This is a genomic window from Ruegeria sp. CL3 (genome assembly GCF_056536505.1).
In genome coordinates, this window is the sequence record NZ_JBQFPT010000010.1 from 190658 (window position 1) to 212216 (window position 21559).

At 59.1% G+C, this 21559-nt stretch carries 18 protein-coding genes; 8 read left to right on the forward strand and 10 right to left on the reverse strand.

What is annotated here, in order from left to right; all coding sequences use genetic code 11:
* The first annotated feature begins 2 nt into the window (after nt 1-2).
* From ACR0NO_RS16200 to ACR0NO_RS16235, 8 genes are all read left to right on the forward strand, one after another.
* Entirely contained in the window at nt 3-1151 is a 1149-nt protein-coding gene (locus ACR0NO_RS16200) for a carbohydrate ABC transporter permease (RefSeq protein WP_480724692.1), read from the forward strand.
* 9 nt (nt 1152-1160) lie between these two features.
* Nucleotides 1161-2816: an alpha-amylase family glycosyl hydrolase gene (locus tag ACR0NO_RS16205; protein WP_480724693.1), complete on the forward strand. Its 1656-nt coding sequence runs from the start codon at nt 1161-1163 to the stop codon at nt 2814-2816.
* Nucleotides 2817-2819: 3 nt separating this feature from the next.
* Nucleotides 2820-3902, forward strand: a complete 1083-nt coding sequence (locus tag ACR0NO_RS16210) for an ABC transporter ATP-binding protein (RefSeq protein WP_480724694.1) — start codon at nt 2820-2822, stop codon at nt 3900-3902.
* Nucleotides 3903-3994: 92 nt separating this feature from the next.
* Complete coding sequence (locus ACR0NO_RS16215; RefSeq protein ID WP_480724695.1) at nt 3995-4729, forward strand: sugar phosphate isomerase/epimerase family protein; 735 nt, start codon at nt 3995-3997, stop codon at nt 4727-4729.
* A complete protein-coding gene (locus ACR0NO_RS16220; RefSeq protein ID WP_480724696.1) occupies nt 4730-5770 on the forward strand; it encodes a LacI family transcriptional regulator in 1041 nt (346 codons plus the stop codon).
* A 27-nt stretch (nt 5771-5797) separates the two neighbouring features.
* Nucleotides 5798-6547, forward strand: coding sequence for a basic amino acid ABC transporter substrate-binding protein (locus ACR0NO_RS16225; RefSeq protein WP_480724697.1), 750 nt, complete (start codon nt 5798-5800; stop codon nt 6545-6547).
* 65 nt (nt 6548-6612) lie between these two features.
* On the forward strand, nt 6613-8259 hold the full coding sequence (locus tag ACR0NO_RS16230; RefSeq protein ID WP_480724698.1) for an amino acid ABC transporter permease: 1647 nt from the start codon (nt 6613-6615) through the stop codon (nt 8257-8259).
* Nucleotides 8256-10217 (forward strand): beta-galactosidase, encoded by a 1962-nt coding sequence (locus ACR0NO_RS16235; protein ID WP_480724699.1) that lies wholly within the window; start codon nt 8256-8258, stop codon nt 10215-10217. Before ACR0NO_RS16230 ends, ACR0NO_RS16235 begins: the two co-directional genes overlap by 4 nt.
* 10 nt (nt 10218-10227) lie before the next feature.
* Here the strand turns inward: ACR0NO_RS16235 and ACR0NO_RS16240 are convergent, their stop codons facing one another.
* The 10 genes from ACR0NO_RS16240 to ACR0NO_RS16285 all read right to left on the reverse strand — a co-directional run bounded on the left by ACR0NO_RS16240 (nt 10228) and on the right by ACR0NO_RS16285 (nt 21512).
* On the reverse strand, nt 10228-12141 hold the full coding sequence (locus tag ACR0NO_RS16240; RefSeq protein ID WP_480724700.1) for a beta-galactosidase: 1914 nt from the start codon (nt 12139-12141) through the stop codon (nt 10228-10230).
* Nucleotides 12138-12998, reverse strand: coding sequence for an SMP-30/gluconolactonase/LRE family protein (locus tag ACR0NO_RS16245; protein WP_480724701.1), 861 nt, complete (start codon nt 12996-12998; stop codon nt 12138-12140). Before ACR0NO_RS16245 ends, ACR0NO_RS16240 begins: the two co-directional genes overlap by 4 nt.
* Nucleotides 12995-13600, reverse strand: a complete 606-nt coding sequence (locus ACR0NO_RS16250) for a 2-dehydro-3-deoxy-6-phosphogalactonate aldolase (protein ID WP_480724702.1) — start codon at nt 13598-13600, stop codon at nt 12995-12997. The genes ACR0NO_RS16245 and ACR0NO_RS16250 overlap by 4 nt, the downstream gene beginning before the upstream one ends.
* Nucleotides 13597-14490, reverse strand: a complete 894-nt coding sequence (locus tag ACR0NO_RS16255; RefSeq protein ID WP_480724703.1) for a 2-dehydro-3-deoxygalactonokinase — start codon at nt 14488-14490, stop codon at nt 13597-13599. Before ACR0NO_RS16255 ends, ACR0NO_RS16250 begins: the two co-directional genes overlap by 4 nt.
* Before the next feature lie 4 nt (nt 14491-14494).
* On the reverse strand, nt 14495-15259 hold the full coding sequence (locus ACR0NO_RS16260) for an SDR family NAD(P)-dependent oxidoreductase (RefSeq protein ID WP_480724704.1): 765 nt from the start codon (nt 15257-15259) through the stop codon (nt 14495-14497).
* Nucleotides 15259-16968 carry an IlvD/Edd family dehydratase gene (locus ACR0NO_RS16265; protein ID WP_480724705.1) on the reverse strand — a complete coding sequence of 570 codons (1710 nt, stop codon included), beginning with the start codon at nt 16966-16968 and terminating at the stop codon, nt 15259-15261. Before ACR0NO_RS16265 ends, ACR0NO_RS16260 begins: the two co-directional genes overlap by 1 nt.
* A 55-nt stretch (nt 16969-17023) precedes the next feature.
* The gene (gene melA / locus ACR0NO_RS16270; RefSeq protein ID WP_480724706.1) at nt 17024-18364 is read right to left on the reverse strand and encodes an alpha-galactosidase; all 1341 of its coding nucleotides are present in this window, start codon (nt 18362-18364) and stop codon (nt 17024-17026) included.
* Between the two features lie 22 nt (nt 18365-18386).
* Nucleotides 18387-19235 carry a carbohydrate ABC transporter permease gene (locus ACR0NO_RS16275; RefSeq protein WP_170377452.1) on the reverse strand — a complete coding sequence of 283 codons (849 nt, stop codon included), beginning with the start codon at nt 19233-19235 and terminating at the stop codon, nt 18387-18389.
* A 1-nt stretch (nt 19236) separates the two neighbouring features.
* On the reverse strand, nt 19237-20160 hold the full coding sequence (locus ACR0NO_RS16280) for a carbohydrate ABC transporter permease (protein WP_480724707.1): 924 nt from the start codon (nt 20158-20160) through the stop codon (nt 19237-19239).
* Between the two features lie 92 nt (nt 20161-20252).
* Nucleotides 20253-21512 (reverse strand): ABC transporter substrate-binding protein, encoded by a 1260-nt coding sequence (locus tag ACR0NO_RS16285; protein ID WP_480724708.1) that lies wholly within the window; start codon nt 21510-21512, stop codon nt 20253-20255.
* Nucleotides 21513-21559 lie beyond the last annotated feature (47 nt).

Consider the following 21559-nt stretch of genomic DNA (forward strand, 5'->3'; position numbering starts at 1 on the left):
CCATGAGCGATATTGCAGGAACCAAACCGGCACTGCGCTGGGTCGTCCATGCCTCGGTCATTTTTTTGGTGGTGCTTTGGGTGATCCCGACCCTCGGTCTGCTGATCTCATCTTTCCGGACTGCGGATCAGATATCTGGCAGTGGCTGGTGGCGGTCGATCTTTCCGTCTGAGCAGAACCTGACCCTGCGCAGTGCCGCACCCGATACACAGGTGCTAGAGAATGGCCTCTACGTGATCGAAGGCCAGCTTTTCGGGGATGACGAGCAGGTCAAGATCTCGAACTGGGGTATCAGTGCCCGTGAGGTTGACGCCTTTGTCCCCGGCGACACCGCCGAGCTGCGTCGGGGCGGCACGATCACCGTTGATGCGGACGGCGCCTACAGGATGGAAAACACTGAGGAGTTCTCCGGAAACCGAGGTGCGCGTGTGTTCGTCACGGCCGAATTGCCGCCGGAATTCACCTTGGACAACTACAGAAAAGTCCTGCTGGATCAGAGCAGTTCCGACAGTATGGCCAAAGCCTTCTTCAACACGCTAACGGTGACAATTCCCGCGACAATCATCCCGATCCTCGTTGCGGCATTCGCAGCCTATGCACTGGCGTGGATGGAGTTTCCGGGCCGTGCACTGCTGATCGCGGCCGTCGTTGGGCTGTTGGTCGTGCCCTTGCAATTGGCGCTGATCCCGCTGTTGAAATTCCACCTGAACATCGGGATCGGGAAAGGCTATCTGGGCGTCTGGCTGGCCCATACTGGCTTTGGTATGCCACTGGCGATTTACCTGCTGCGCAACTACATGGCCGGGTTGCCGCGGGATCTGATCGAGAATGCTCGCGTCGATGGCGCGACCGAGTTCCAGATCTTCACTAAGCTGATCCTGCCGCTCAGCTTCCCAGCGCTGGCCTCTTTCGCGATCTTTCAGTTCTTATGGACATGGAACGACCTTCTGGTCGCCAAGGTCTTCCTGATCGATGCGACCGGCCAAACCACTGTGATGACCAACCGCATCGTCGAGCTTTTAGGCACGCGAGGCGGCAACTGGGAAATTCTCGCGACGGCGGCCTTCGTGTCGATCTTTGTGCCGCTGGTCGTGTTCTTCGCAATGCAAAAATACCTGGTCCGGGGCCTGTTGGCCGGATCCGTCAAATAGAGGCGTCTGATGAACGTGCAAAACACTGTAGACCTATCCAACTCAACCAAAGCGCCGTCAGACTGGTGGCGGGGCGGCGTGATCTACCAGATCTATCCGCGCAGTTTTCAGGACAGCAATGGCGACGGGATTGGTGATCTGAAGGGTATCACCCAACGGCTCGACTATATCGCCTCGCTCGGCGTCGATGCGATCTGGATTTCGCCTTTCTTCAAGTCTCCGATGAAGGATTTCGGCTATGACGTGAGCGACTATCGCGATGTCGATCCGATGTTCGGCTCGCTTGAGGATTTCCAAGAGCTACTGGATCAGGCCCACGCCAAGGGTCTGAAAGTGATGATTGATCTGGTGCTGTCGCATACTTCGGATCAACACCCTTGGTTCACCGAAAGCCGTGCCTCAACGGACAATCTGAAGTCCGATTGGTATGTCTGGGCCGATCCCAAACCCGATGGGACGCCACCGAACAACTGGTTGTCGATCTTTGGGGGGTCGGCCTGGCAATGGGACCCGCGCCGCTTACAATACTACCTGCACAACTTCCTGACATCGCAGCCGGACCTGAACTTCCACTGTGAACATGTTCAGGACGCGCTGCTGGACGTAGCCCGGTTCTGGCTGGAGATGGGGGTCGATGGCTTCCGTCTGGACACGATCAACTTCTATTTCCACGACAAGCAGTTGCGCGATAACCCCGCGCTGCCGGTTGAGGAGCGCAATGCCTCGATTGCGCCCGCAGTGAATCCGTATAACCACCAGAACCACCTCTATTCCAAAAGTCAGCCGGAAAACATCGCCTTCCTTGAACGACTGAGGGCGCTGACAAACGAATACGAAGGCCGCGCCTGTCTGGGTGAGGTCGGTGACGCGCAACGCGGGCTTGAGATCATGGGGGAATACACCTCGGGTGATGCGCGTATGCACATGTGCTATGCGTTCGAATTCCTGGAAAAACGCGCGTTGACAGCAGCTTACGCGAAGCAGGTGTTTGACCAGCTTCAGGCCAAGGCGGGAGATGCCTGGCCTTGCTGGGCGTTCTCGAACCATGATGTTCAACGCCATGCCTCTCGCTGGGACCTCAGCGATGCAGCAACGCGCCAACACGCGGTTCTGATGATGTGCCTGCGCGGTTCGGCCTGTTTGTATCAGGGCGAGGAATTGGGCCTACCTGAGGCCGACGTGCCCTTCGAACGCTTGCAAGACCCCTATGGCGTTGAATTCTGGCCTGAGTTCAAAGGCCGTGACGGATGCCGAACGCCAATGGTCTGGGCAACTCAGGATGAACAATCGGGCTTTAGCACCGGCGAGCCATGGTTGCCTGTTAGTGATACGCAGTCCGAACGTGCGGTTGATCGTATGGAGGCGGACGACCAATCCATGCTGCAACACTATCGCCGCGCGATTGCTCTGCGACATGCGCATCCGGCGCTGGCTGCAGGGGCGCAATCAGAGATGGTGCAAGTTGGCCCGATCCTGATGTTCCGTCGTGAAAACGCCAGTGAAGAGGTGTTCTGTGCCTTTAATCTGGGACGCGAAGCGGGGCAGGTCGATCTGCCCTCGGGCAGCTGGCGGGCAATTGGTGAGGACATTGGCAGTGTCACAGGTGAAGGTCGCGTCACGCTGCAACCTGCCGAATTCTGCCTGATGCGCAGGGACAAGGGGTAAGTCATGTCAGAACTCAAACTCACAGATGTGGCGAAATCCTATGGACCAGTTGATGTCCTGAAACACATTGATCTGGATATCGAGCAGGGCGAGTTGATCGTCTTTGTCGGTCCGTCCGGATGCGGAAAATCCACTCTGCTCCGGATGATTGCTGGGCTGGAGAAGATCACCGGTGGCACGCTGGAGATCGAAGGTCAGGTCATGAATGACGTGCCGCCCGCGCAGCGCGGCATCGCGATGGTGTTCCAGTCCTATGCCCTCTATCCGCATTTGACCGTGCGCGAGAATATGTCTTTTGCGCTTAAGATCGCCAAACGGCCCGCCGCCGAGATCGACGCCGCTGTTGAGCGCGCGGCGCAAATTCTGCAACTGGACCCATATCTTGATCGTCTACCCAAGGCCCTTTCTGGTGGCCAACGCCAGCGCGTTGCGATTGGGCGAGCGATTGTGCGGGATCCCAAGGTCTATCTGTTTGATGAGCCGCTTTCAAACCTCGATGCCGCGCTACGCGTCGCCACACGGATTGAGATTGCACGCCTCAAAGAGGCGATGCCCGACAGCACCATGATCTATGTGACACATGATCAGGTCGAGGCGATGACCTTGGCCAGCCGTATCGTGGTTCTGGCCAACAAAGGCATTGCCCAAGTTGGAACCCCACTTGAGCTGTATGAAACCCCGGATAATGAGTTCGTGGCCCAGTTCATCGGCTCGCCTTCGATGAACCTGTTGCCCGGAACAATCACTGGCACTGGGCAGATGACGACGATAGCCTTGGAGGGCGGAGGTTCAGCGATTTCCGCGATCCCGACCGGGCCCGAGGACCAAGGCAAGCAGGTAAACATCGGCGTCCGGCCTGAAGATTTCACTTTGACGGATAGCGACCCGATCCTGAGCGGTGAGGTTGATTTCACCGAAGCATTGGGTGAGGTGACTCTGCTATATTTTGCCAAATCCAACGACGCGGATCAGGTCATCGCCAAACTGCCCGGTATTCAACGGAACCTTCGCGGGCAGCAGGTTTCGGTCACAGCACGGCCGGAAAAAGTGCATCTGTTCCATGACGGCCTGTCTATGCGCAAGTGATTCAGCGCGCGCGGCTTCAAGCCGCTTGACAACTCGTTCAACCCTGTTCAACCATTATTGAAACGTTTCAATGGTGGTGAATGCGGGTTTCTGTGCAGCTATACACAATTCGGAATTGTGGTGATCTAAGCGATCAACTGCGATTGGCGGCGGCCTGTGGCTACGCAGATGTCGAAACGACGGGGTTGCACGACCTGACAGCGCCTAAGATGGCCCGGATCGTTGCGCAATCTGGTTTGCGGGTACGTTCGGCGCATTTCGACTGGGAAGAATTCGAGGGGCGTTTACCCGAAATTCAGGACCTGCTGGAACGATTGGAATGCCCGGTTGCCGTCATGCCTTGGCTGGCACCAGCGGCGCGGCCCGACACTGCCGAGGGATGGAAGGCTGTGTCGGGCCAGTTATCACAATGGTCTACGCAATTGGCAGACTCGGGCGTTCGGCTGGCCTATCACAACCACGATTTCGATCTGGTCGGGTGTCCCTCGCAGACGCCGTTGGAGATGATCCTGGAGACGGGGAACGTCTTTTGGCAGCCCGATATCGGCTGGCTGGGGGCGGCTTACCTGGACCCGGTTGAGATGATTGAGCGATACGCCGACCGTGTAGTCTCTGTCCACGCCAAGGATGTGAATCCCAGCCAAAAGGGCGACGCTAGGTGGCGAGATCTGGGGCAGGGTGACGTAGACTGGAGCGCGGTTCTTGACGCGCTGCATCGTACAGCGTGTTCGGATCTGTTCGTTGAGCATGACGAGTCGCCGAGTCCGGCGACGACGCTGACAACAGGCAGGCGCTTTCTGACCGACCTTTTGAAAGGTCGCAACTAAATGGCCCGCGCAACGATCAAGTCTATCGCCAAGCAGACAGGCTACTCCGTCGGGACCGTATCCAATGCGTTGCGCGGGGAGGACTCGGTCAAACGCGAAACCCGTGAAGAGATACAGAAAGTGGCCGTGGAGCAGGGTTACAAAGTAAACCTTGCTGGGCTGAAATTGCGCACGAACAAGTCCTACCGGATCGCGGTACTGGTGGGCGTCTCCGCCGACGCAACCGAGGAGTGGGAGGGTGTCGAGTTCACCCGAATTGTGGCTGGCATCTCAACCGCTTTGCAGGGGTCACGCTATGAGCTGAGCGTGTGCAGTGTGGCTGATCTGGACGACGCGATGGCCGCCCTTCGCACGATCGTACAGGAACGCTCGGCGGATGGGGTGATCTTTTCGGGCACCCGACGAAACGACCCGCGTATCGCCTATCTACAAAGTCAGAACTTCCCCTTTGTAACCTATGGCATGAGCGACAGTTCTGAACCTCATCCCTATGTCGATTTCGATAGCGAAAGTGCGGCGCGTGATGCCACAGAGCGGCTGTTGCGTTTAGGTCATCGACGAATTGCTCTCATCAATCCACCCGCCGAATTGGTTTACACCGGACAACGTCAGACTGGCTATGCCGCCGCGCTACAGACGGCGGGCGTGCCCGTTCAACCCGATCTGATCTACAACGGCCCCACAACGGCGCAAAGCGGCCAAGAGGCTTTTCGCAGCCTCATGCAGCGCAAAGACCGCCCGACCGGTATCATTTGCGCCAATGAGGCGATGACACTGGGCGTTTTGTCGGCGGCCGCCGAAGATGGCATCAGGGTCGGGCGCGATGTCGTGGTCATTTCGACAGATGACCTCCAACTCAGCAAGTATTTCGTGCCCGCGCCCAGCGCCTATTACGTGCCGATTGACGAGACCAGCCGGTTGCTGGGCGCGTTCATGTTAAAATCACTGGACGGGGCCGATCCGTCTGAAATTCAAAAGAAGATCAGGGCCACGTTAATCGAGCGGCAACCTGACACACCTCCGCCGAACCCGGCGATCTGACCTGACCCAACAAAGGAGAAACCAAACATGTTCAAACATCTACTTGCCGCTGCAGCCGTTGCCACGATGACGGTTCCGGCCGCTTTTGCCGCTGATTTGGAAGGGCGCGTATTAAAGATCGGAACGGACGCGACCTATCCACCGATGGAGACCGTCGACGAGACAACGGGCGAGATCGTGGGCTTTGACGTCGACGTGATGAACGCCATTTGCGAGCGCGTGAACTGCGTGCCGAATTTCGTCAATACCGCGTGGGACGGCATCTTCGCAGCCCTTCAGCAAGGTGAGTTCGATCTGGTCATCTCGGGCGTTTCGATAACGCCGGAACGGGAAGAGACCATGGATTTCTCAGAGCCTTATATCGTGGTCAGCCAGGCCATCCTGTTGCAAGTCGACAAGGGCGACACGACCTTGGATGACTTCAAGGCCGGAGGTCTGAAACTGGCCGCTCAAACCGGAACAACCAACGCTCAGCTAGCGGAAGAGCTGGTCGGGCGTGAGAATGTCAGCCTATATGACAACTTCTCGGCCGCCATTCTAGCGCTGCAGAATGCCGACGTCGAAGGCGTGATCATCGACGGAACCTCGGCAACCGCATACGAGCAGGAGTTCGCGGGCGAACTGACCGTGGGCATTACCGGCCTGCAATCCGACCCTCTGGGCATCGTGTTTCAGGAAGGTGATCCGACCATCGATGCGATCAACGAAGGTCTGGCCGCAATTCAGCAAGACGGGACGTTGGATGAGCTGAAAGCCAAATACTGGGGCACCAACTGATCCTTTGAACCCCCTCCAGCCCCGGCGGGTTCTGCCGCCGGGGCTTTGACTTAGCGGAGAACCCCATGTCGCGCCTCAGCTCGATCCGCCCGAGCAACCTCGTGTTGCTCGCAGCCGCGCCATTTATCATCTATCTGTTTGCCACTTCATCCAAATACTTGCGATCTCTGGTCGCCATTCTGGGAATCGGCAACAATGCAGGACCGATTTTCGTGGGGTTCTTGCTTGTCCTTGCGACGGGGATCCTCGGCTATCTTTGCGCCCGGCACACCCGGTTCGAAGCGCAAGCGCCCGCATGGCTTCGGATTTCGGCATTGACGGCTTTTCCGGCGGCGGTTGGCCTGTCCATTCTGGCTTTTGTCGCCCCGCATGTCCTGATGCCCTTCGCCGAGTCCGTCTTTTTTCATGCGCTCAGCGAGAATACCTCGACCCTGATTGATCGCACCAACCAAACGTGGGTTTTGTTTCCCGAAGTGGTGGCACAAGTTCAGAGCGGCTTGCAGATCCTGCTGGCTGTCTATGCTGTGATCATCGCGCTGTGCCTGATCTCTGGCCGTTTGACGAAACCTCTGCGCGGGCGCGTGCAGCTTGGGTTTGAAATTCTGACGGGTGCCGCGCTGTTCTACCTGATGTTCATGGCTCATTGGCAATTCGCAACAGGCGTCGCGATTACGTTCCGCGCGGCGATCTTTGCTTATATCTTCGCCGCGATCCTTGGCCTGATCTGGGTCGGGCTGCAGTCTTTCAAGCCAAAGGCCCGGACAACGATGGTCTATGGAGCGATCAGCCTTGCGTTGCTTGCAGTGTCCACCTTCTTCTTTATGCAGCCCAAAGTCAGCTATGTCCTTGTCGGCAATACCGAGGGGCGTATCGCCATTGTGCGCGGTACCCCTCAGGCGCAGGCCGATGTGATCCGCTTCGGTGAGTTCGAAGGCGGCGGCGATCAGCAAATCCGAATTCGGAGCGCCCCGGACGCTGCATCTGCGATCGAACAGATTGAGACCGTCGACAGCGTCTCGGGTGCGTTTGTTCCGGTTGAGGCCCACTCGCAGGGCTACCCGGTGATCTGGCAGACCAGCTTCCTGCCAGACAAGTTTCGAAATCCGGGGCTGGCCTTTGCCGTTTTCGGTTTCCTCTTGCTGACACTCACGGTCGGCGGGTCCCAACACAAACTGCACCCACTTGCGGTCGGGGCCGAGTTTTTCGTGGACACGATCCGAGGCATTCCGATGCTGGTGATCATCCTCTATATCGGCCTTCCCTTGGCGGGCGCGGTCAAGGATGCCACCGGCGGCGGGATTGATATGACCAACATGACCCGCGGGATCATCGCCATTTCGGTTGGGTATTCCGCCTACATGGCCGAGATCTTCCGATCTGGCATCGAAGCCATACCGAAAGGCCAGCTTGAGGCTGGCAGCTCGCTGGGTTTGTCCCGCTGGCAAACTGCGCGGTTGATCGTGTTACCGCAGGCCCTGCGGATCGTGACACCGCCCCTGGGCAATGAGTTCATCGCGATGATCAAGGACACCTCGCTGCTGTCGATCCTGTCGGTGCGCGACATGACCCAACGCATGCGCGAATTCCAAGCCTCCAGCTTCCTGCCGTTTGCGCCCTTCAACACGGCGGCGATCCTCTATGTCGTGATTACTCTGGGTTGCGCCAGCTTCCTGAAATGGATCGAGCGGCGAACCGCGAAGGACACCAGATGAGCAAGCTTGAACTGGGTGTTTGCTACTACCCCGAACAATGGGATCCGTCCCAATGGCGAGACGATGCTGCGCGTATGGTCGAAATGGGCCTCGATTGGGTGCGGATTGCCGAGTTCACCTGGGGCCTGATCGAACCCCGGCGCGGTCAGTTCAAATGGGGTTGGTTGGATGAGGTGATCGGGATTTTGGGTGAGGCTGGCCTGCGGGTCATGATGTCTACGCCCACGGCTTCGCCACCCAAATGGCTGATCGACGAGTACCCGGAGATTTTGCCCGTGGGCCCTGACGGTCGCGTGCGCGGCTTTGGATCGCGCCGGCACTATTGCTTCTCCAGCGATGTCTACCTTGAAGAGTCCAAACGGATCGCCACCGAATATGCCCAGCGCTATGGGCAAAACTCGCATGTTCACGCGTGGCAGATCGACAATGAATACAATGACCACGACACCGTCCTCAGCTACTCGGACGCGGCTCGCAATGGGTTTCGCCGATGGCTGCAAGAGAGCTATGGCACGATCGAGGAGTTGAACCAGAGATGGGGTACGGTTTTCTGGAGCACGCAATACGCGAGCTTTGACCAGATTGAGCTGCCAAACGGATTGGTCGCGGCCGCGAACCCGACGCAATCTCTGGATTTTGCGCGTTATTCCTCCGGCCGGGTCCGACTGTTCAACAAAGCTCAGGTAGATATTCTTCGGGCGCATTCTCCGGGCCGGGACATCACGCATAACTTCATGGCGGGCAGTTTCGAGTATGATCACCACGCGGTGGCCGCCGACTTGGATGTCGTAGGCTTCGACAGCTACCCGCTGGGCAATCTGCTGGGATCATCCCTGTCTGATCAGGACAAGCATCGCTACTTGCGAACCGGGGCACCGGACTATCAGGGGTTTCACTGCGATCTTTATCGCTCGCAAGGCCGTGGGCGCATGTGGGTGCTAGAGCAGCAACCCGGTCCCGTCGACTGGGCGGAAAAGAACCCTTCGCCGGCAGATGGCATGGTCCGGCTATGGACCTGGGCAGCCTATGCCCATGGCGCGCAGGCGGTGATGTTCTTTCGCTGGCGGCAGGCCAAGTTCGCTCAGGAGCAGTTCCACACTGCGCTTTTTCGGTCGGATGGTAGTCCGGATCAGGCAGCGGTTGAGCTGGCGCAGGTGGTGAAGGATCGCGCGGCATTACCCCCGGCCAAAAGGCAGAAGGCCCAAGTCGCAATGCTGATCGACTATACGTCGATCTGGGCGGCGGAATTCCTGCCGCATGACGATGCGTTTCCAAATGCGAACATCCTGCGAGACTGGTACGCGGGTTTGCGCGGTTTCGGTGTCGATCTGGATTTTGTCGGGCCGGAGGATGACCTGAATGGCTATGCCTTGATCGTGCTGCCGCAGAGCATGATCGTCAGCGACGGGTTGGCCTCAAGACTTCAAGCGTCGTCAGCGAAACTGTTGATCGGGGCGCGGTCGGGTAGCAAGACGCCAGATATGCACAGCCCTGACACCCTCGCACCGGGAGTGTTGAGCGATTTGACAGGTGTTCGCGTTTTGAGGGTCGAGTCCTTGCCTGACCTTGCAGACGAAGCCGTGCAGTTGGGCGAGCAAAACCCGCTGCACTTCACAGGTTGGCGCGAAATTGTCGAGACAAGTGAACAAGCTATCGGCCATTTCGTCAGCCGATATCAAAATGGCAGTCCGGCGGTCATACGCTCAGACAGGGCGACCTACCTTGCGATGGTTCCGAGCGGCGCGTTGTTGCAAAACATCTTGCGCGACGTGTTGGATTGGGCTGGGCTGGAGGTCTCCGAAACGCATCACGATTTGCGGCTCACCCGACGCGGGGACCTGCGCTTTGCCTTTAACTTTGGCGATCAAGACCAACCACTGCCCGCGAACACAAAGCGCTCGCTTCTGGTCGGAGAAGACCCGGTCGCCCCCCACAACCTTGCGATCTGGAAGGAGTAGCGCGGCCGGCTCAACCCTCCGGTGACGCGTTTTCGAGGACAATAACATCGCAGCCCGCAATGGTGTGTCCGTTCCATTCCACCGGATCGGCATTGTAGTTGATCAGGAACGTATGCGCGGCTGATTCCCGAAGCCTCAGGCCCTCGGGCAACGGCTGCAAATTCAGCCCGGTGTGGTGCGCCGCCAGTCCGATGAGACGATCCCAGAGCGCCTCGTCGGGGAAACCCGCTAGATACCATATGCCGTCCCCCATTTTCGCGGCTGGAGTCCCGTCCTCAAAGTGCAAGAGGTCCGCGCCGTCTCCAGACAGACGGTCGATCCAGTGCTGCGCCGCTCCGCCTCCTACGATCGAGCGTTTGACATTTGGCGGCAGGGTTTCAACCAGATCGACATGGCAATCGACACCGTCAAGGCCGGGGCGACCCGACGGAGGGATCTGGAAATCGCGGGTGATTGCGCCGCTGCGCGGACCAAGGATGGCGAGCTCGCAGGCCTCAGATAAACGCGTTTCCAACTCGGCATCGATTGTGGCCAGACCCGGCGCAAGGATCACCGCGTAGCCTTTCGGCAAGTCCCGAGGTGAAACGATGTCCACCGACAGCCCGGCACGACGCAGAGCGCGATAGGCCGAGAATACCAGCCGGAAGTAGTCAAAACCTGCGCCCTGCGGCTGCGTGGTCCACGCCCAATCCGAGGCATAGTCGAACAGGATCGCAACCTGCGCCTGTTTCTGGTGAACCGGGCCGATGGCCTTCAATTCATCCGCCGTCTGGCGCGCTTCGGCCAGACCGGGGGCCGCGCGGCTTTCTGGAGTCAGCAAGCCGGCGTGCATCTGCTCTTGCGCGAATGGTGCTTGGCGCCAGCGGAAATAGCTGACCACCTCGGCCCCGTGGGCCACGGCCTCAAGCGACCACAGCCGGACCATGCCGGGCAAGGGGGCGGGGTTGTACGGGGCCCAGTTCACCGGGCCGGGCTGTTGCTCCATCACCCACCAACGACCATGGCCAACCGCGCGGTAGAGGTCGTGGTGAAAGCCCTGCATATCCGGATCGCCCTGTTGCAGGAATTTGGCCTTGTGTTCGGCGTCATCCTCCAACCGGTCCGAGAGAAACCCGATCGGATAGCTGTCCCAGGTGGCGATATCGAGGTCCGCACCGACATCGAAATGGTCGAACTCAAGCACGCGTCCCATGTAATTGTGCGACAACGGCGCATCAGTCAGTGGGCGCAACACATCGGCCTGTGCCTTGTTAAACGCCACCACCTGGTCTGAACTAAAGCGTCGGAAGGCCAGAACATGGGCCGGGTTCGGCTCGGTCACAGTCAGGTTTGGCAGGTCGATCTGGTCAAAGTGGTCGTATTCCATCGACCAGAACACATTGCCCCAAGCCTCGTTCAGATCGTCGATGCTGCCATATTGATCCGCCAACCACCGCCGAAATGCTGCCAGCGCTGGGGCGCTGTAGCTGATCGTGGTGTCGTGGCAGCCATATTCATTGTCGATTTGCCAAGCCGCCACGTGCGGATTGTGGCCGTAGCGTTCGCCAAAGATCCGGGCGATGCGGACGCACTCTTCGATATAGCCCGCATGGCTGAAGCAATAGTGCCGACGTGACCCGAATTTACGCGGCTGACCTTGGGCGTCGACGGCCAGCATGTCGGGGTGTTTGTCCAGCATCCAACGCGGAGGCGTCGCTGTGGGTGTCCCCATAACCACCTTCAACCCAGCCGATCCCAATACCTCGACCGCGCGATCCAGCCAGTCGAATTGCAGGTCGCCGGGCGAGGGTTCCAGACGGCTCCAGGCGAATTCGCCGATGCGCACCCAGCTCAGGCCCGTTTCGACCATGCGCGCGGCGTCTTCGGCCCAAACAGCCTCGGGCCAGTGTTCGGGGTAGTAGCAAACGCCAAGTTCGGGGGTCATAGAAGGACTCTGTGTTCCGGTTGACCCTGGCCTGCGTTCGGTTCGGCAAAGGTCATTCCGTTCGTGGGTTGTGTTTCAAGCGTTTCCGCGCTCAGCCCTTGGCGGGCGGTTGTGCAGAACAGTGTCGTCAGGTCGTCTCCGCCAAAGGCGGGGCAGGATGTATGGGCGGCGTCTACCGCGACTGCGCGCAAGAACTGGCCCGCCGTATCATAGGCCGCGACCCGGCTCGCCCCCCATTGAGCGATCCAAACGTTCCCGGCGGTATCAACCACCGCGCCATCCGGGTTCAAACCGTCTTCGTTTAGATCCAGAAAGACCGAAAGCTCTCCTTCGGGCCAGCCAGTTTCGGCGTTCAGACCCCACCGCATTACCTGTCGTGTCGCAGTGTCTGCGTAGTAAGCGGAGGACCGGTCCGGAGCGAAACAGATCGCGTTTGAGATGGTGATACCCGGTACCAGACGGCGCAATTCGCCCTTGTAGTACCGGTAGATTGAACCAGCACCAGGTTCCGCGCTTTTGCCCATCGTTCCGATCCAGAACCCGCCCCACGGATCGGCGCGGCCATCGTTCGAGCGGGTGACAGGGTTGTCAGCCTCGAGCGGCGCAACTAGTGATTTCTCGCCCGTGGTCAGTGAAAACCGCCACAACCCGGTTTCCGAGGCCATCAGCAGAGTATCGCGGTCCATCCAGCCTGCGGCCGAGACATATTCGTCGAAATCCCAGCTTTTCTGCGCCTCGCCCTCACGGGTCAGAAGGCGTTTGCCGAGGATATCAAACCAGAACAACTGGTTCCGCTCGGGATGCCAGAGGGGGCCTTCGCCCAGCATACAAGGGCGGTCGTCGAAAGTGACGCTCATGCAACGGCCTCGTCATAGGCGGCTACGATCCGGATGGCGCGTTCCGAGATTTCTGCGATCTCCATGTCCGGCTTGAATAGGGCCGAACCGATGCCGAACCCGTCCGCGCTGGCTGCGATCCATTCGTCGAAGTTGTCTGTACCCGCGCCGCCAACCGCGAAGACCTGCGTGCCTTCTGGCAAGACCGCCCGCAAAGCAGACAGACCTGCGGGGCCTGCCAAGGAACCGGGGAACAGCTTCAAACCGGTTGCACCCGCTTTGAGGGCCGAAAAGGCCTCGGTCGGGGTGAAGATGCCCGGCCAGGATTGCAGCCCCAGTTCGCGACTGCGCCGGATCACATCAGGATCGGCATTGGGCGAGACAATCAGTTTGCCGCCCACATCTCGAACGGCCTCAACCTGTTCGGAGGTCAGCACCGTGCCCGCACCGATCAGGGCGCGATCGCCAAACGCCTCTACCAGAGTGCCGATGCTTTCTAGAGGATCGGGAGAGTTCAGCGGCACCTCGATCCGGTCGATCCCGGTTTCGATAAGAAGTCGACCGACTTTCTCGGCGTACGAGGGGGTCAACCCTCGTAGAATGGCAATGATAGGGCGGCTCATACGGTTTCTCTTGTCATATTGCGGGCTTTGTTCAACCCGGCCAGAGTGGATGTGGTGGCGTCGGCCATCTCGACAAACGCGCCTTGCGGTTGCAGTGCTTGCGCGTAGGCGGCCGATAGCCCCTCGGCCCCGATGATCGCGATCTGCTGACCCAGCCAAAAGGGGCGTGAGGCCGCAAGTTCGGCCCCAATCAATAGCCCGGACAGACGCGCGCGGGCCGTGCTGCCATCCTGCCCGTGCAGCAGATCTGCCGCACGCAGGCTGAACAGGCGGGCGGCAAGCTGTTCGGGTTTGGACAGAGTATCCTCGACGGCCTCAGCAAACGCTGCCTCGTCCCAACCTTCGGTCACCGAGTGCCGAAGGACCGATTGAACGCGTAAGAGGTCGAATAACTCTCCGGTCATGAAGGTGCGGAAGCTGACCACTTCATTCGCGCTGACCTGCACCCATTTTGTGTGAGTGCCGGGCAAGCAAACTACCCCATCCCAATTTGGATGTGTATCCAGAAACCCAGCGATCTGCGTTTCTTCGCCGCGCATCACGTCAGGCGGGGACACCTGTTTCAAACCGGGCACGACAAAAGCGCGGATCCGAGGATCGGTGGCAGGCACGCGGATCGGAACGCCCTGTACAGGCGCGGTTGGAACGGCGGCATAGGGCGCTTCAACCCATCCTTGGCGGGCACCGACCATGCCGCAGGCGACGACGTCCAAAGGGGCACTGCCCAACCAGCCTTCGATCAATGCCAACAGGGCGTCCTCAAATCCGCCCTTGGAGACGCGCGCCATGCCCATGTCTGACTGGGCTTGGTCAATAGGGGTCGGCCCCTCCATCGCCCAGACGCGCAAGTGCGAGGTGCCCCAGTCCGCTGCGATCCATTCTGGTTTCATCGTTCTACCCCGTTACCACGACGCCACCATCAGCAACCATGCATTGTCCGGTCATGGCGCGGCTGGCGTCTGAGGCCAGAAACAAGGTGGGTCCGATCATGTCGTCGGGCTTTAGATGTTCTTTAAGGCATTGGCGATCCAAATGTGCGGCGAGGTCTTCGGGCGTGGCCCACATGTCCATCTGTTTTTGCGTCAGAACCCAACCGGGGGCCAGTGCGTTGACGCGGATGCGTTTCGGTCCAAGCTCGCGCGCCAGCGAGCGGGTCATCCCGGTGATGCCCGCGTTAGATGTCGTGTAGATCGGATAGCCCGCGTTGCCCATCATGTAGCTGATCGAGCTGAAATTGATGATCGAGCCGCCATTCTCCATCTGCCGCGCGGCTTCCTGACAGGCGAAATAATAGGCTTTGAGGTTCACCTCGATCATCCAGTCCCAGAATTCAGAGGTAGTCTCATCCAGTGAGTGGCGCTGATCGTTGGCGGCGTTATTGACCAGCACTTTGATTGGTCCATGGGCCTCGGCGGCCTTTTGCATGGTGGCATGCAACAGTTCCGTATCGGTCATATCGCCTTGCATGAACAAGGGCGCGCGACCGTGTTTGGCACGCATTTCTTCTACGAAGGCACTTGCGTCCGAGCGGCCGATGAAGGCCACGTTGGCCCCTTGCGCCATGAACCCGTCGGTCAGCGAAGCGCCAACGCCCGAGCCGCCGCCGGTGATATAGACTGAGGCCCCTTTCAGGTCCCGGAATAGAGCAGGTTGGTCCATTAGTGGCTCTCTCTTGTAACGAGGCGTGTGTCTTTGCCGACAAGGAAATCAAGGTCAGCGCCCTGATCGGCTTGCAGTACGTGGTCGATGTAAAGTCGGGCGTAGCCGCGGGTGTAATGCGGTGCCTCCGGTTGCCAGGCCGCGCGGCGGGTGTCGAGTTCCGCCTCATTGACCAGCAGCTCAAGCTCTCCCTTGCTGGCGGAGACGCGGATGCGGTCGCCGGTCTTGACCAGCGCCAGAGTGCCACCGGCCTGCGCCTCGGGGCTGACATGCAGGATGACAGTACCGAAGGCTGTGCCGGACATGCGCGCGTCCGAAATGCGGATCATGTCGCGCACGCCTTCTTTCACCAGTTTCGCCGGGACCGGCATGTTGCCGACCTCGGGCATGCCGGGATAGCCCTTGGGTCCGCACCCTTTGAGAACCAGAATGGTCTCCGGCGTCACAGGCAGGTCTTCGCGGTCGATATTGGCCTTCAGGTCTTCGATGCTTTCGAAAACAAAGGCTTCGGCCTCGGTTTCCAGCAACTCATCCGTAGCCGCCGAAGGTTTTACGATCGCCCCGTTCGGCGCCAGGTTACCGTGCAGAACGCGCAGACCGGCTGCGGGTTTCACCGGGTCATCGAAGGGCCTGATCACGTCGCGATTGTAGCACTCTGCCCCGTCGTAGTGGGCCGAGATATCCTTGTTCAGAACAGTTTTCGCAGGGCGCATGAAGGGCTTGAGTTCATTCAGTACCGCAGGCACGCCGCCTGCGTAACAGAAATCCTCCATAAGGTATTTGCCGGACGGCATGCAGTTGACCAGCAGGGGAATTTCCGAGCCGATTTCAAAGTCTTTCAGCGTCAGATCGACACCAACCCGACCGGCCAGAGCCAGCAGGTGGACCACGGCGTTGGTCGAGCCTCCGACGGCGGCATTGGCCAGAATTGCGTTCTCAAATGCTTCTTTGGTCAGGATGTCCGAGGGTTTGAGGTCTTCATCCACCATCTCGACAATCCGTTTGCCGGTCAGATGCGCCAGCGCCATGCGGCGGGCGTCAACGGCGGGCAGGGCGGCGTTGGTGGGCAGGGACATGCCCATCGCTTCGACCAGCGAAGCCATCGTCGAGGCCGTGCCCATCGTCATACAAACTCCGGCGCTGCGCGACATGCCGGATTCGGCGTTCATGAAATCCTGCAGCGTCATTTCGCCTGCGCGGACTTCTTCCGAGAACTTCCAGACATCAGTGCCCGATCCGATATCCTTGCCCTTGAACTTGCCGTTCAGCATGGGCCCGGAACTGACCACGATCGAGGGCAGATCGACCGAGGCCGCGCCCATCAGCTGCCCTGGCGTGGTCTTGTCACATCCGCCCAGCAGAACTACGCCGTCAATGCCATAGGCGCGGATGGATTCTTCGACATCCATGGCCAGCAGATTGCGGAACAGCATGGCCGTGGGTTTCATTTGGGTCTCGCCCAGCGACATGACCGGGAATTCGACCGGGAAGCCTCCTGCCTCCCACACGCCTCGTTTCACCCCTTCGGCCAGATCACGCAGGCCCGAGTTGCAGGGCGTCAGTTCCGACCAGGTGTTGCAGATGCCAATGATGGGCCGCCCATCAAAGGCATGATCTGGGAAGCCTTGGTTTTTCATCCAGGAACGGTGGATGAACCCGTCTTTGTCGAGTTTTCCGTACCAATGCGATGAGCGGCGTTTCTTTGTCATTCTGGCTTTGGTTCTTTGGCTGGGGCTGGAATTGAGGTTCGTGATAAATTGAAGATCATGCGGCGCGGAGCGGGCGGCACCAGTCGGGCAGCCAGTCCGAATGTGCGGTCAGAAGGTCCGTGACAAGGCTTCGGATTTGGCGCAGGTCCAGTTCCGCAGCAGTGTGCGGGTCCATCATGGCGGCATGGTAGATGTACTCGGCGTTTTGCTCGGTCAGCGCCCGGACGGTTAGCTCTTGCACGTTGATCTGGGTGCGCATCAGCGCCACCAGTTGCGGCGGAATGTCGGTAACGACCGAGGGCTGAACGCCGTTTGAATCGACCAGACACGGGGTTTCCACCGCAGCGCCCAAGGGCAATTGCGGGATCTGACCCGTATTGGGCAGGTTTCCATAGGCCGTATAGGGCGTGTCCGTGACGACGGCATTCATCAGATCCGCCGCGAATTCGTGGCTGCGAAAAACCGAGACATCGCGCCCGTCTGTCAGCGTCTTGGCCTGTTCCTTCCAATCCGCGACCTGCTCGACACAGCGCGTTGGGTATTCATCCAGCGGGATCGAGAATTGTTCGATCAGGTCGGGCCGACCGTCCTTGATGAACCACGGCACATATTCTGCCAGATGCTCCGAGCTCTCAGTGCAGAAATAGCCCAGATGGTCCATCACCTCATACCGAACCTTGTTGGGGCAGCGTGGCATCAACAGAGGTGGCTTCGGCAGAGCACCGTGCGCATAGCCCCGGCGCAAGGCGGGGTAGAGGTCGCGGCCCTGATGATCCAGCCGCAGGAAGAAGGCCACGTGGTTCACGCCTGCGACCTTGTAGCGGATCTCATCCTTGGGCAGGTCCAGATCGTGGGCAAGCTCTTCGACAGTATTCTGTACCGAATGACACAGGCCGACGTGCTTCAGGTCCGGGAATTGCTCGGCCAGAGCCCAGGTGTTGATCGCCATCGGGTTCACATATTGCAACAGTGTCGCATTGGGGCAGAGCTGCATCATATCCTGCGCCACGCTCCACAATACCGGGACGGTGCGTAGCCCTCGCATGATCCCTCCGATCCCGAGCGTGTCTGCGATGGTCTGGCGTAAACCGTATTGCTTGGGGACCTCGAAATCCGTCACCGTGCAGGGTTCGTACCCGCCGACCTGAAAGGCGGTGATGACGAAATCGGCCCCCTCCAGTGCCGCGCGGCGGTCGGTATGGGTGGTCACCGTTGCTCCGGTGCCGACCGAACGGATCATGGCCCGCGCCACGGTTTCGCTCTCGGCCAGACGCTGCGGGTCGATATCCATGAGCGCGAAATGGCTGTCGGCGAGGGCAGGTGTCAGCAGCGCATCGCCCACAATATTACGCATAAAGATCGTGGAACCCGCGCCGATAAAGGTGATTTTGGTCATTTTGCAAAACTCTCGTTTGGCGTTATTTAACAGCTCCAAGGGTCAAACCCGCGATGAAGTGTTTCTGCATCAGGAAGAACATGGCCACGGGCGGCAAGGCGGCAACGAGGGAACCCGCGCTCATCAGTTGATATGCCGCGCGGTACTGCGCGTTGAAGCTGGTGATCCCGGCGGTCACAGGTTGGCTCTCGGCCCCTTGGGTCAGGACCACGGCCCAGAAGTAGTCGTTCCAGATGAAGGTGAAGATCAACACGCTTAGCGCCGCGATGGCGGGTTTCATCAGGGGCAGGACCACGTACCAAAAGATACGGACCTCGCTGATGCCCTCGACCCTTGCAGCTTCGATCAGCTCAAAAGGCAGAGCGCGGATGAAGTTGCGCATGAACAGCGTGCAGAACCCGGTCTGGAACGCGATGTGGAACAGGACCAGCCCGGTTTTGGTATTGTAGAGGCCAAGCTCCAAAGTAAGGTCGCGGACCGGAACCATAAGGATCTGGAACGGGACAAAGTTGCCCGCCACGAACATGAAGAAGATCCACAGGTTAGACTTGAATTTGTAGATCCCCAGCGCGAACCCTGTCATGCAGCTGAGCGCAACTGCCCCGATCACCGTTGGGATTGTGATCATGAACGAGTTCAGCAGATATCGCGGCATGTCCGAGTTGAAGAAGACCTGCCCGTAATTGACCGCGCCCTCAAACCGGGACGGCAAGCCCCAGTAGTTTGCGTTGGTGAAATCCGCCTCGGGCTTGATTGAGAACAAGGCGACGGCAAGCAAGGGGCCGAGCCACAACAGCAGGGCAATGGGCAGCATGGCCTGATAGGTGATCTGCGCCGCGCGGGGTTGCTTTTCGATGGGTTTGGGAAACATCTCAGTGCCCCCTTTCTTCGCGGTACATCGACCACAGGAAGTAGGCGATGAAGCACAGCATGATGAGGAACAGGATCACGGCGATGGCTGCGCCATATCCCATGCGGAAGCCGTATTCGGACAGGGCAACCTCGAACATGTAATAGGCCAGCACGCGGGACGACCCGAACGGCCCACCCTGCGTCATGATTGAGATCAGGTCGAAGGACCGCAGAGCGCCAATGATCGTCACGACAAAGGCGATAAACGTCGCCGGGCGCAGTTGCGGCAGGATGATGTGCCACAGCATTCGCCCACCTTTTGCACCGTCCAGACGCCCGGCCTCGATCTGTTCGGGATCCACGGCGTTCAGGCCGGTCAGATACAGGATCATGCAATAGGCTGTTTGCGGCCACAGGCCGGCGACGATGATGCCGTATGTGACCAGATTTTCATCCCCCAGCACATTCAGCGGGCCAAGGCCAAAGAAACTGAGGAATTCGTTAAGCAACCCGAATGTCGGATCGTAGAACCATGTGAAAACCAGCCCGACAACGACCTGAGAGATCACGAACGGAAAGAAAAACAGAGACTTGTAGAGTCGAATGCCCCAGACCGTCTGGTTCAGGAACAGGGCGATGAACAGGCCCGCCGGAATCGCTGCCAAATACAGGATCAACCAGATCAGGTTGTTCTTGAGTGAGATGTAGAACGCGTCGCGGTCAACCCACTCCCAGTACAGGTCCTCGTAGTTGCGGAACCCTACATACTCTGCGGCGCCAAGCCCATCCCATTCGTAGAGTGACAGGTTGAAGGACTGAAAGACCGGGATGATCACATAGACCATGAAGAACAACAGGCCCGGCGCAAGGAAGAGCCAAGGCGCGATGCGTTGTTGGTTGCGATGGAACCAGCTTTCCTGTTCCGGTGTGTCGACGGCTGACATGGGCTATCTCGGATCTGGGGGCGAAGGCGGGTTGAAGCCCGCCTTGCAATTGAAGAAGGCGTAGGCCGGGAGTTTACCCGGCCCCTGCCAGATCAGTTGTCGTAGATACGGCTACGAGCGCGTTCCAGCTTGGCCAGGATTTTGTCCAGATTGTCGGGCTTGACCATGAACTCCTGGAAGCCTTCCATCGAGACCTTGGCCATTTCCGCCGGCGCGTCGCGGTCCCAGAACTGTGCGACACCGCCGGGGCTGTTCGAGGACAGCATGGTGAACCCTTGCTGCAGGAACTTGTCATCATCCACCGAGGATTGCGCGTTGACCGGAAGCTGACCCAGGTTGGAACCATTGTTGATTTCGGTCTGAACGTCCGGAGACACAACAAAACGCAGGAACTCGCGCGCGGCTTCCTTGTTCGACGCGTTGGCCGGGATGTGGAACGTATCGGTCGGGGCGTCCTCTGCCAGTTCAACATCGGGGTTGATCGCAACGAACTGGTAAAAGTCCAGCTGATCGTCGCTCAGACCCGCTTCGCGCAGAGGAGCAACGGCAAAGTTACCCATCAGATAGGCGGCCGCGTCTCCGTTCACCATGAAGGGCAGGGCTTCCTGCCAGCTATAGGTCTGGTGGTTGTCGATGAAGGCACCCATGTCGACCAGCTGCTTCCAGTTGGCGAAGGTCTGCTTGACGCGGTCGTCTTCCCAGCTGATTTCACCATTGGCGAGCTGGTTGTGGAAGTCGAACCCGTTGGTGCGCATGTTCAGATAGTCGAACCAGCCACCGGCGGTCCACAGGAACTTTGTCCCGATGGTATAGCAGGCACGGCCCGAGTCGACGATCTTCTGGCAGTTCGCCAACTCTTCTTCCCAGGTGGTCGGCTCGGTCAGGCCCAGTTCGTCAAAGATGTCTTTGCGGTAGTAGACACCCCACTGATAGTAGGTATAGGGCACGCCCCACTGCTTGCCATCGAGGGTCATCGCGCCCTTGGTCGAGGCCAGATTTTCGGCGATCTCAGGCTCGGCCCACAGGTCTGAAACGTCTTCGAACAGACCCGCCTCAACATAAGGCTTCATGCGGTTTGCGGCATACCATGTCGCAACATCCGGCGTGTCAGCCGTCAGGAAGTTGCGGATCTGCGTCTTATACGCCTCGCGGTCGATCACTGTGGTTTCGATGGCCAGATCCGGGTGCTGAGCCTGAAACTGTTCGATCATTGCTTCCATCGTCGCACGTGGCGCCGGGTTCGAGGTGTCAAGAAAGATGCGCAGTTCGCCGGTCAGTTCGGCGGCAACGGGTGCAGCTAGTGCCACACTCGCCGCCAGTGCGGCAGCGGTGCGCTTGAACATGGAATGCATGGTGTCCTCCCTTAGCTTCCATTTTAGTTCCAAATAGTGAAACCGTG